Genomic DNA, 10,173 nt, shown 5'->3' with positions numbered 1-10,173 from the left:
CCCCCCTCGTGCCACACCTTCAGGCATTCGTTCGCCACACACCTCCTGGAAGACGGATACGATATCCGGACGGTCCAGGAGCTGCTCGGACACAAGGACGTGAAGACCACGATGAGTTACACTTACGTGCTGAACCGCGGCGGAAAGGGCGTCCGGAGCCCGATGGACGGCTGCACCCCGGTTGAGTCCTGCTGATCTTGAGGGTGCTAGACTGACCGGAGGCCGGGGCGGGATGAGGGAATTCAGAGAGGACGCGTTACCGCCGGGGGCCCGGGCGTCTGGCCCCGTCGTGTCAGGCTGACAAGAGCGGGGTGTTAGACTGGTCTGTGTAAACACGAGTTAGGCGGACAAGACTCGCACGCATCAAAGACACGATGATCACTGATTCTTGGCTGCAGCCACACCTGTTGGCCGTCCTGAAAAAGGGGCTGCCAGTGCTGCGACGGTGGCGGAGTCAGGCTAACCTGCAAGGCCGCATTAAGAATTTTGAGAACTGGCTTCTCGTCGAACTGAATTATCAGCTCCTGGAATCCGGCGACGCTCGGGTCGTTCTGACGAACGGGTTCTTTGCGGAGGGGCAGGACATCCCCGCTCCCAAGAGAGTCCAATCGAAGGACGTTCCAGGGCTTCGAGGCAGGAAAGCAAGGGCAACGTACATATCCGCCGACCTGTCAGTTAGGCCCTCAAGTGCACCCGGCGAGTACTGGATCGCGGAACTGAAAACCGGGATCACGCCCGTTGAGCTCCAGAACGATCTGAGGCTCGTGCGTCTCTATCGAGAAGGAGGCATTGCCACCCGAGCCGAGTTGGGGTGGGTTGTCCTCTTGCCGGAGCCAGAGCGAGTTCGTGTTTCTTGCGAGGACTCGCTCAAGAAGATTCGTTCCCGGCTGCAGAGCGATGGTAACGGCTGGACACTCCAGACCGAGAGAATTGAGGATTGGCTCGTGGCATCCGTCGTGGTGCCCACCACGAACCGGCCGCCCAACATGGCGCTGGAGCCGGCGGCGCAGGCGGACGACCTCGTGCTCGATGGCTGGCGGGGTCTTGCGGGGTGGGGCATGTCCCGGCCGCTGGCGGCCGACCAGAGCCTTCCAACCACCCCGACAGTAGCGCCGGACCCAGAGGCGGACGGTCGTGCAGTTGCAGCCGAAGGCCCGGGAGGTGAGGCAGAGATTCCGGCAGGCCAGGTCAGGCTGGACCAGGCGCTGGCGGACGCCCTGGGGGTGGCGGGAGTCGGCGATGCGTGCGCGGTAGGTTCATCCGTCTACTTGACGCCCCCCAGGCCGCGTGCTATATAGAGAGCAAATTGCATAGGCGCTCTTATCCAGAGTGGGCGAGGGACGGGCCCGATGACCCCCGGCAACCTGCGGCGCTTCCGGCGCCGCAAGGTGCCAACTCCCGCGGAACCAATTCCGAGAGATAAGAGAGGGATGCCACCCCTCCAGGAATTGGGAGGGGGTTTTTGTTGTCGGGAGCCAGGGGATGCGCGGCGCGGTGACCGTGCGGGTGCCGGCGACCATCGCCAACGTCGGGCCGGCGTTTGACGTCCTGGGCGTGGCGGTGACGCTGCACAACGTGGTGCGCGCCCGCCTGGCCGACACCCCCGTGGTGGAGGTGGTGGGCGAGGGCGCCGGTGTCCTGCCCGCCGACGCCACCAACCTGGTCTACCGGGCGGCGGTGGCGGTGGCCGAGGCGGCGGGCCGCCGGGCGGCGTTTGCGCTGCGGTGCGAGAATGCGATTCCCCCGGGGCGCGGGCTGGGCAGCAGCGCGGCCGCCATCGTCGGCGGCGCCGTGGCCGCCAACGCGATTCTGGGAGAGCCGCTGGACCGTGCGGGGCTGCTGGACCTGGCCTGGCGCATGGAGGGACACCCCGACAACGTGGCGCCGGCGCTGCTGGGCGGGGCGGTCCTGGCCGACGGCGCCGACGGCCGCCTGCGCTGGACGCGGTTTGTCCCGGCGTGGGACGCGGCGCTGGTGGTGGCCATTCCCGACTACCCGGTGGCCACCGAGCGCGCGCGGGCGGTGCTGCCGGCGGCGGTACCGTTCCGCGATGCGGTGTACAACGTGGGCCGGGCGGCGTGGCTGGTGGCCGCCCTGCTGACAGGGCGCACCGAGCTGCTGGCGTCGGCGATGGAGGACCGGTTGCACCAGCCCTACCGGGCGGAGCTCGCCCCGGGAGCCGCCGAGGCACGGGAGGCGGCGCGCGGGGCGGGGGCGTGGGGCGCGGCGGTGTGCGGCAGCGGGCCGGCGGTCCTGGCGGTGGCGCCGCGGGAGGCCGCCGAGCGCGTGGGGCGCGCCATGATGCGGGCGTTTGCGGACTGCGGTCACCGGGCGGCATACCGGCAGGTGGACGTGGACACACAGGGGGCGACCGTGATGGCCCAGGAGGCGGACGGATGATCGCGCAGAGGCTGCGGTGCCGGGAGTGCGGAGCCGAGTATGCGGCGGGACCGATCTACGTCTGTGAGAACTGCGTCGGCCCCCTGGAGGTGGTGTACGACTACGACGCCCTGACGCGCCGGCCCCTTCGCGAGGAGATCGCCTCCGGCCCCTCGTCCATCTGGCGGTACCAGGCCCTCCTGCCCGCCTCCCGCGTCCCCGAGGTGGACCTGGCTCCGGGCTGGACGCCGCTGGTACGGGCGACGCGCCTGGGGCGGGAGCTGGGCCTGGAGCGCCTGTACATCAAGAACGACACCGTCAACCCCACGTGGTCCTTCAAGGACCGGGTGGTGGCCGTGGCCATCGCCGCAGCGCTGCGCTTCGGCTACCAGGTGGTGGCGTGCGCCTCCACGGGCAACCTGGCCCACGCGGTGGCCGCCCACGCCGCGCGGGCGGGACTGCGGGCCTGGGTGTTCATCCCCCGGGGGCTGGAGCGGGCCAAGGTTCTGGCAGCCCCGGCCTATGGGGCGACGCTGGTGGAAGTGGACGGCACCTACGACGACGTGAACCGCCTGTGCGCCGAGATCGCCGATCAGCACCGGTGGGCGTTCGTCAACGTGAACCTGCGCCCGTACTACGCCGAAGGGGGCAAGACCCTGGGCTACGAGGTGGCCGAGCAGCTGGGGTGGCGGGCGCCCGACCACGTGGTGGTGCCGGTGGCGTCGGGCAGCCTGATGGTCAAGATCCACAAGGGCCTCGCGGAGCTGCACCGGGTGGGGCTGCTGCCCGCCGTCCCGACCCGGGTGCACGGCGCGCAGGCGGCGGGCTGCGCGCCGGTGGCGGAGGCGTTTTCCTCCCGCTCCCACGAGGTGCGGCCCGTCCGGCCCCAGACCATCGTGCGGTCTCTGGCCATCGGCTCTCCCGCCGACGGCCGGTACGCCCTGCGGGTGGCCCGGGACACCGGCGGCGCCATCGTCGCCGTCTCGGACGAGGAGGCTGTGGACGGGATGCAGCTGCTGGCCCGAACCGAAGGGATGTTCGCCGAGACCGCCGGCGGGGTGACGGTGGCCGCCCTGCGGTCCCTGGCGCGCCAGGGGGTCATCGGCCCCGACCAGCTGGTGGTGGCCTACATCACCGGCGCGGGGTTGAAGACCGCCGAGGCGATCGCGGACGCGGTGGCACCCCCGCTGCGGATTGCGCCCAGCCTGCGGGAGTTCGAGCGCGCGGCGGCCAGCCTGACGGGCTGATCCGGCCGCCGGGCGGATCGGGGAGGGATGGGATGGCGACGGTGCGGATTCCGACACCTCTGCGCCGGCTGGTCAGCGACCAGCGGGTGGTGGAGGCCCATGGGGCCACGGTGGCCGACCTGGTGGACGATCTGGAGCGCCGGTTTCCGGGACTGAAGGCACGCCTAGTGGATGGCGACGGACGCATCCACAGCTTTGTCACCATCTTCGTCAACGACCAGGACGTCCGCCTTCTGCAGGGCCTGCAGACTCCCCTCGACGACGACGCGGAGGTCTCCATCATCCCGGCCATGGCCGGCGGCGAGGGCACGCCGCGGAGATCCGGGATCGGCGATCGGACCTGATCGCCCCGGCGCGGCGGCCCCCGCGGAGAGGAGCCGCCCGAGGCCTCGCACCCCCACGCGCCCGCCGTGGCGTGTCCGGGGCACGGAGGGATTGGCGGTCCGCAGCGATAACGTAGGGGTGGGATGAGTCGGCGCGTCCGGGCGGGGGTGGCCGCGGCGCTGGCCGCCATCGTCGGGGCCGGGGTCGTATGGTGGTGGCTGGCGCGGTCGGAGACCACGGTGGCCGTGTACTTCATCCGCGCCAGCGACGGCGGCGACACCCTCCAGGACGTGTCCCGGCGGGTGCGGGGGCGGAGCGCCCACGCCCGCCTGCGGGGCGCCCTACAGGCCCTCCTGTCCGGCCCCACCGCCGACGAGCGGGCCCGGGGCCTGACCACGGCGATCCCGTCCGGCACGCGCCTGCGCGGCCTGCGGATCGAGGATGGCATGGTCGTGGTGGATCTCAGCGGCGAGGTGGCCTCCGGGGGCGGCACCGCCAGCATGCTGGGCCGGCTGTGGCAGATCGTCTACACCGCCACCCAGATCCCCACGGTCCCGAGGGTGCGGCTGCTGATCGACGGCCAGGCGCGCGAGGCCCTGGGCGGAGAGGGGGTGCTGATCGACCGGCCGCTGTCCCGGCCGCCGTCGCTGCCCGAATTCTAAAGGCCCGCCTCCGGATGCCATCGGAGGGGTGCGGCCCGGCCGATCCGGCCCGCAGGAATGTCCAGCACCGCACGGAATTTCCCCATGCACACCATGGCCACCCGAAGGGCGAGCGCGACATCCGGGGAGGTCTTTGCGGAGGACCTGGAGGCTCTGCTGGAGAGCCTGGAGGGGATCACGGCGGCCCGGGTGGTGGCCACCGATGCCGGGGAGATCGACGCCATCTACGTGACGGCATCGGGTGACCGGGAAGAGTCGGCGGTCCGCCGGGCGGTGGCGGCCGCCCTGATGTCCCGCTACTCCCTGGCCGTGGACGGGTGGCGGATCCGGGTGGCCCGCCTCCACCCGTCCGCGGCGCCTTCCTGGAGGATCCACCGGGTGGAGGAGGTCCTGCAGCCGGACGGCGTGCGGGTCACCGTGGAACTGCGGCGGGGAGAGGGCGGACCCCTGATCGGGCGCGCCCGGGCCCTGCCGGATCGGACCAGCCGCCTGCGGGCGGTGGCCCTGGCCACCCTGGACGCGCTGCGGCCCGCCCTGGACGCGGGCCGCCGGGCCACCCTGGAAGCGGTGACGCCGGTGGTCGTGCCGGACGGGGAAGCGATCCTGGTGACGGTGGCTGTGGCCGGAGCCGGGGAGGGCCGGCGCTATGCCGGGGTGGCGCTGGTGGACGGTCGCGACACCGAGGCGGTGATTGCGGCGACCCTGGATGCCGTGGCCCGGGAGGGAGAGCGGTCGCAGCGACGGGGGTGGGGGATGAGAGATCGCCGGGAAGAGCTGGAGTCCATGCGGGCTCAGTACCGGAGGCTGCGGGAGCCCCAGCGCCAGATGCCCGCCCTGGGGTCCGAGGGGGAGGAGGAGCCGGCGGACGCGGTGGACGTTGCCCAGATCCGCCCGGAGCGGCCGGGCGGCGCGGCGGTCGAGTCGCGGGAGCCCCCGCGGGCGGGGCGGGGGTCCATGGAGGATGAGTTCCTCCGCCAGCTGGTCGCCGCGGGCACGCCCGTGCACATCCGCTGCCGCGACGGTTATGAGATCCCCCAGGCGGTGGTCAGGGATTTCGGGACGTACAGCCTCCTGGTGGAGCACGCCGGCGGCCGCGAACTGGTCTTCAAGCACGGCATCATCGCCATCCGCCCCCTGCGGAGCTGACGGCTGGACCCCGCGTTCCCGCCCCGCGGTGTGCGGGAGCGCGCGCAGCCGCGCGGGGCGTCGCGCGCCTGACGAGGGAGGACGGCGATGAGCGAGAGGATCGAGGACCTGCGCCGCCGCCGCGAACGGATCCTGGCCATGGGAGGCCCCCAGCGGGTCGCCCGCCAGCACGAGGCCGGCAAGCTGACCGCGCGCGAGCGCCTGGACCTGCTGCTGGACCCCGGCAGCTTCACCGAGCTGGACATGTTCGTCACTCCCCACGGGCGCGAGTTCGGGCTGGACCGCGTGGAGGCGCCCGCCGACGGCGTGGTCACCGGCTACGGGACCATCGACGGCCGGCTGGTGTTCGTGTTCTCCCAGGACTTCACGGTTCTGGGGGGATCGCTGGGCGAGGGCCACGCCCGCAAAATCGTGAAGGTGATGGATATGGCCCTCCGGGCGGGGGCACCGCTCATCGGCCTCAACGACTCCGGCGGGGCCCGCATCCAGGAGGGCGTGGCCAGCCTGGGCGGCTACGCCGAGATCTTCCTGCGCAACACCCTGGCCTCGGGCGTGATCCCGCAGATCTCGGCCATCATGGGACCCTGCGCCGGGGGAGCCGTGTACTCGCCGGCCATCACCGATTTCGTGATCATGGTGCGGGGCACCAGCTACATGTTCGTGACCGGCCCCCAGGTGGTGAAGGCGGTGACCCGGGAGGAGGTGGGCTTTGAGGAGCTGGGCGGCGCCGACGTGCACGCCACCCGCAGCGGGGTCGCCCACTTTGTGGTGGACGACGATCCCGCCTGCCTGGAGCTGATCCGCCGCCTGCTCTCCTACCTGCCCCAGAACAACCTGGACGACCCCCCGGTGGTGGACACCGGGGACGATCCGGCCCGGGAGGACCCGGCCCTGGACGACATCGTGCCCGACGACCCGGTGCGGCCCTACGACATGCGCGAGGTGATCACCCGGGTGGTGGACGCCGGGACGTTTCTGGAGGTGGCGGCCGGATTCGCCCCCAACCTGATCACGGGCCTGGCCCGCCTGGACGGCCGCACCGTCGGCGTGGTGGCCCAGCAGCCCCAGGTCCTGGCCGGCGTCCTCGACATCAACGCGTCGGTGAAGGGGGCGCGCTTCATCCGGTTCTGTGACGCGTTCAACATTCCCCTGGTGAGCTTCGTGGATGTGCCGGGCTTCCTGCCGGGGGTGGAGCAGGAGCACGGGGGCATCATCCGCCACGGCGCCAAGCTGCTGTTCGCCTACTGCGAGGCGACGGTCCCCAAGCTGTCCGTGATCACCCGCAAGGCGTACGGCGGCGCCTACGACGTCATGTCCAGCAAGCACATCCGGGGCGATGTGAACCTGGCGTGGCCCACCGCCGAGATCGCGGTGATGGGGCCCGAGGCGGCCATCGAGATCATCTTCCGCCGCGAGCTGGCCGAGGCCGCCGACCCCCAGGCGCTCCGGGACCGGCTGGTCCGGGAGTACCGGGCCCAGTTCGCCACGCCCTACGTGGCGGCGTCCCGCGGCTACCTGGACGATGTCATCGAGCCCCGCCGGACGCGCCCCCGCCTGATCTCGGCCCTGCGGGCCCTGGCGGGCAAGCGCGAGACCCTGCCGCGCAAGAAGCACGACAATCTGCCGCTGTGAATAGGGAAAAGGGAAGAGGGAAGAGGGAAAAGGGAGATCTCATCCTCCTCCCTCATCCCTCTTCCTTCTTCCCTCTTCCTTCGTCCCTCCCCCAGCAGGAGCCGGGGCGGGCGCGCGGAATTTCCTGCTCGGATCCCCGAGATGAGCGAACCGGCGTCCCGACGTGAGACGTCCCGACCTGCGGACCCCGTGCGGCCGGCGTCATCGGCGACGGTGACGCTGGAGTACGTCTCGCCGGACGACCGCCGGTTCCGCGACTGGCTCCGGCGGTACCGGGAGGAGGTGGCCGGGGAGGCGCCCACCGACGAGTGGCTGGACGCCTACCTCAAGCACATCTTCTCCGAGCAGGGCCGGCACCGGCACATCTGGTGGGGGGTGGCCGACGGCCGGCGGGTGGGCTTCGCGGTGGCCATCGTCACCCCGCAGGTCGCCGACCGCCACCGCCTGCAGGGGATGATCGCCGAATTCTACGTGTACCCCGAGTATCGTCGGGAAGGCTACGGGCGCCGGATGGCCGAAGCCGTGATCGCCTTCCTGCGGGAGCGCGGCTGCCAGGACGTGCACGCGTCGGTGTCGGCCGGCAACCTGCGAGGGCTGCGCTTCTGGGAGGCCTGCAGCTTCCAGATCTCCCGCTACGTGCTGGTGTACCGCCCGGGCCTGCGCCGCGAGGACGAGGACGAGGAGGAGCTCTGACGGCCGCCGGGCTCATCTCTGCGCCCGTTCCGCTGTGACGCGTCCCACGATCCTGGTGGCCAACCGCGGAGAGATCGCGGTGCGCGTCATCCGCGCCTGCCGGGAGATGGGGCTGCGGGCGGCCGCCGTCTACTCGCCGTCCGATCGGAACGCTCCCCACGTCTGGCAGGCCGACGAGGCGGTGGCCCTGCCGGGCGACCCTCCCGAGCACAGCTACCTGCACCTGGACGCCCTGCTGGAGGCCGCCCGCCGCGTGGGCGCCACCGCCATCCATCCCGGATACGGCTTTCTCGCCGAGTCGGCGGCCTTCGCCCGGGCCTGCCAGCACGCGGGCGTGCGTTTCGTGGGGCCCCCGCCCCAGGTCCTGGAGCTGTGCGGAGACAAGGCCGCCGCGCGGATGGCGATGGCCGGTTCGGGCGTGCCCGTCCTGCCGGGCACCGGGCCGGTGGACGACCGGGACGCCCCGACCCTGGCGGAGCGGTTGGGCTACCCGCTGCTGGTGAAGGCCGCCGCCGGCGGCGGCGGCAAGGGGATCCACCTGGTCCGGGAGCCGGGGCAGCTGGCGGCCACCCTGCGGCTGGCGCGCGGGGAAGCCCGCACCGCCTTCGGCGACGACCGCGTGTACCTGGAGAAGTGGGTGGAAGGCGCCCGCCACGTGGAGGTGCAGGTGCTCGCCGATGCCTCCGGGGTGGTGGTCGTCTTCCCCGAGCGCGACTGCAGCGTCCAGCGCCGGCACCAGAAGCTGATCGAGGAAAGTCCCGCCCCGTCCCTGTCCGAGCCCCTGCGGGCGCGCCTGCGGCAGGCCGCCGCCGCCGCGGCCCGGGCTGTGGGGTATGTCAACGCGGGGACGGTGGAGTTCCTGGTCGGCGCCGACGAGATCTACTTCCTGGAGGTGAACGCCCGCCTGCAGGTGGAGCACCCGGTCACCGAGATGGTCACCGGGGTGGACCTGGTGGCCGAACAGCTGCGGGTGGCGCTGGAGGGGCGCGCCGGAGTGCGCTCCGACGTCTCCGCCCGCGGGTGGGCCATCGAGTGCCGGGTGGGGGCCGAAGATCCCCACGAGGGGTTCCTGCCCGCGGCCGGGCGCATCGACGGCGTCTGGCTGCCGGGGGGACCGGGCATCCGGATTGACGCCGCCGTGTATGCGGGGATGGAGGTGTCCCACCACTACGACCCGCTGCTGGCCAAGATCATCGCGTGGGGCGCGGACCGGGATGAGGCGCTGCGGCGGCTGCGGCGGGCGGTGGACGAGGCCGTGATCGCCGGCGTCCCCACCACCCTGCCCTTTCACCGGTGGGCCCTGCGGGAGCCCGCCTTCGCCTCCGGGCACCACGACACCGGGTTCGTGGCGCGGTGGGAGGCCCGCCCCTCCTCGCCCGGGGCCGAGCGGGTGGCCGTCCTGGCCGCGGTGGCCGCGGCCGCCTTCCCGCGGGGCCCCGCTCCCCTCCGGGGGGCGGCGGCGCGCTGGATCCAGGCCGCGCGGCAGGAAGGACTGCGCCCCCCGCCTCCATGAGCGGCCGGCCAGGACCCCACCATCCATGAGCGAAGAGGCTGCGCCGGGGAGTGCCCGCGCCTTCCTGGTCTTCGTCGCCGGACGCACCCACCGGGTGACGGCGTGGCCCTCGGGGCAGGCCCTCCAGATCTCCGTGGACGGTGCTCCCCCGGTGGCGGTGGACCTGCGCCCGCTGCTGGGGAGCACTCACTTCCGGCTCGCCGTCGGCGCCACCACCCATGTGGTGGAGGTCCGCCGCCGGGGGGCGGAGTGGGTGGTGACCGTGGGCGCCGACCGGGCGGTGGTGCGCGTGGAGCCGGACCTCCCGGTGGCCCGCCGCGTCCGGACCGGGGGTCCCCCGGCGGCCCGGGAGATCCGCGCGCCCATGCCGGGTCTGGTGGTGGCGGTGGAGGTGACGCCCGGGGCCGCCGTCGAGCAGGGACAGGCTGTGGTGATCATGGAAGCGATGAAGATGCAGATGGAGATCCGCGCGCCCTCATCCGGGCGGGTGCGCGCGGTGCACGTGTCGGCCGGACAGGACGTGGCCGGGGGGACGGTGCTGGTCACGCTGGACCCCGGGGAGTGAGCGGGCCAGCGG

At 72.4% G+C, this 10,173-nt stretch carries 11 protein-coding genes and 1 riboswitch; all 11 genes read left to right on the top strand.

The window, feature by feature from the left end:
* A partial coding sequence (locus RB150_05410) for a tyrosine-type recombinase/integrase (GenBank protein MDQ7819970.1) occupies positions 1–195 on the top strand: 195 nt, incomplete at its 5' end.
* Positions 196–374: 179 nt separating this feature from the next.
* Positions 375–1,298: a hypothetical protein gene (locus RB150_05405; GenBank protein ID MDQ7819969.1), complete on the top strand. Its 924-nt coding sequence runs from the start codon at positions 375–377 to the stop codon at positions 1,296–1,298.
* 19 nt (positions 1,299–1,317) lie between these two features.
* Positions 1,318–1,426: riboswitch (SAM riboswitch) on the top strand.
* A 56-nt stretch (positions 1,427–1,482) separates the two neighbouring features.
* Positions 1,483–2,400, top strand: coding sequence for a homoserine kinase (gene thrB, locus RB150_05400; protein ID MDQ7819968.1), 918 nt, complete (start codon positions 1,483–1,485; stop codon positions 2,398–2,400).
* Complete coding sequence (gene thrC, locus RB150_05395; protein MDQ7819967.1) at positions 2,397–3,626, top strand: threonine synthase; 1,230 nt, start codon at positions 2,397–2,399, stop codon at positions 3,624–3,626. Before thrB ends, thrC begins: the two co-directional genes overlap by 4 nt.
* 32 nt (positions 3,627–3,658) lie before the next feature.
* Positions 3,659–3,970 (top strand): MoaD/ThiS family protein, encoded by a 312-nt coding sequence (locus RB150_05390; GenBank protein ID MDQ7819966.1) that lies wholly within the window; start codon positions 3,659–3,661, stop codon positions 3,968–3,970.
* Positions 3,971–4,093: 123 nt separating this feature from the next.
* Complete coding sequence (locus RB150_05385) at positions 4,094–4,612, top strand: GerMN domain-containing protein (protein ID MDQ7819965.1); 519 nt, start codon at positions 4,094–4,096, stop codon at positions 4,610–4,612.
* A gap of 93 nt (positions 4,613–4,705) precedes the next feature.
* Positions 4,706–5,758: a hypothetical protein gene (locus RB150_05380; protein ID MDQ7819964.1), complete on the top strand. Its 1,053-nt coding sequence runs from the start codon at positions 4,706–4,708 to the stop codon at positions 5,756–5,758.
* An 87-nt stretch (positions 5,759–5,845) separates the two neighbouring features.
* Positions 5,846–7,390, top strand: a complete 1,545-nt coding sequence (locus tag RB150_05375) for a carboxyl transferase domain-containing protein (GenBank protein ID MDQ7819963.1) — start codon at positions 5,846–5,848, stop codon at positions 7,388–7,390.
* A gap of 141 nt (positions 7,391–7,531) precedes the next feature.
* On the top strand, positions 7,532–8,083 hold the full coding sequence (locus RB150_05370; GenBank protein ID MDQ7819962.1) for a GNAT family N-acetyltransferase: 552 nt from the start codon (positions 7,532–7,534) through the stop codon (positions 8,081–8,083).
* 34 nt (positions 8,084–8,117) lie between these two features.
* The gene (locus RB150_05365) at positions 8,118–9,596 is read left to right on the top strand and encodes a biotin carboxylase N-terminal domain-containing protein (GenBank protein ID MDQ7819961.1); all 1,479 of its coding nucleotides are present in this window, start codon (positions 8,118–8,120) and stop codon (positions 9,594–9,596) included.
* 25 nt (positions 9,597–9,621) lie between these two features.
* Positions 9,622–10,161: a biotin/lipoyl-containing protein gene (locus RB150_05360; GenBank protein MDQ7819960.1), complete on the top strand. Its 540-nt coding sequence runs from the start codon at positions 9,622–9,624 to the stop codon at positions 10,159–10,161.
* Positions 10,162–10,173 lie beyond the last annotated feature (12 nt).

This window comes from Armatimonadota bacterium (assembly GCA_031081675.1).
GTDB classification, from domain to species: domain Bacteria; phylum Sysuimicrobiota; class Sysuimicrobiia; order Sysuimicrobiales; family Kaftiobacteriaceae; genus Calidihabitans; species Calidihabitans tengchongensis.
Note: the sequence above shows the minus strand (reverse complement) of the source record. Positions and strands in the feature narration are given on the sequence as shown.

What these genes read in the sequence shown, in the direction of transcription:
- RB150_05375 (MDQ7819963.1), top strand. Translation starts at nt 5,846, where the DNA reads ATGAGCGAGAGGATCGAGGACCTGCGCCGCCGCCGCGAACGGATCCTG.
- thrB (MDQ7819968.1), top strand. Translation starts at nt 1,483, where the DNA reads ATGCGCGGCGCGGTGACCGTGCGGGTGCCGGCGACCATCGCCAACGTC.
- RB150_05390 (MDQ7819966.1), top strand. Translation starts at nt 3,659, where the DNA reads ATGGCGACGGTGCGGATTCCGACACCTCTGCGCCGGCTGGTCAGCGAC.
- RB150_05405 (MDQ7819969.1), top strand. Translation starts at nt 375, where the DNA reads ATGATCACTGATTCTTGGCTGCAGCCACACCTGTTGGCCGTCCTGAAA.
- RB150_05385 (MDQ7819965.1), top strand. Translation starts at nt 4,094, where the DNA reads ATGAGTCGGCGCGTCCGGGCGGGGGTGGCCGCGGCGCTGGCCGCCATC.
- RB150_05360 (MDQ7819960.1), top strand. Translation starts at nt 9,622, where the DNA reads ATGAGCGAAGAGGCTGCGCCGGGGAGTGCCCGCGCCTTCCTGGTCTTC.
- RB150_05380 (MDQ7819964.1), top strand. Translation starts at nt 4,706, where the DNA reads ATGGCCACCCGAAGGGCGAGCGCGACATCCGGGGAGGTCTTTGCGGAG.
- thrC (MDQ7819967.1), top strand. Translation starts at nt 2,397, where the DNA reads ATGATCGCGCAGAGGCTGCGGTGCCGGGAGTGCGGAGCCGAGTATGCG.
- RB150_05370 (MDQ7819962.1), top strand. Translation starts at nt 7,532, where the DNA reads ATGAGCGAACCGGCGTCCCGACGTGAGACGTCCCGACCTGCGGACCCC.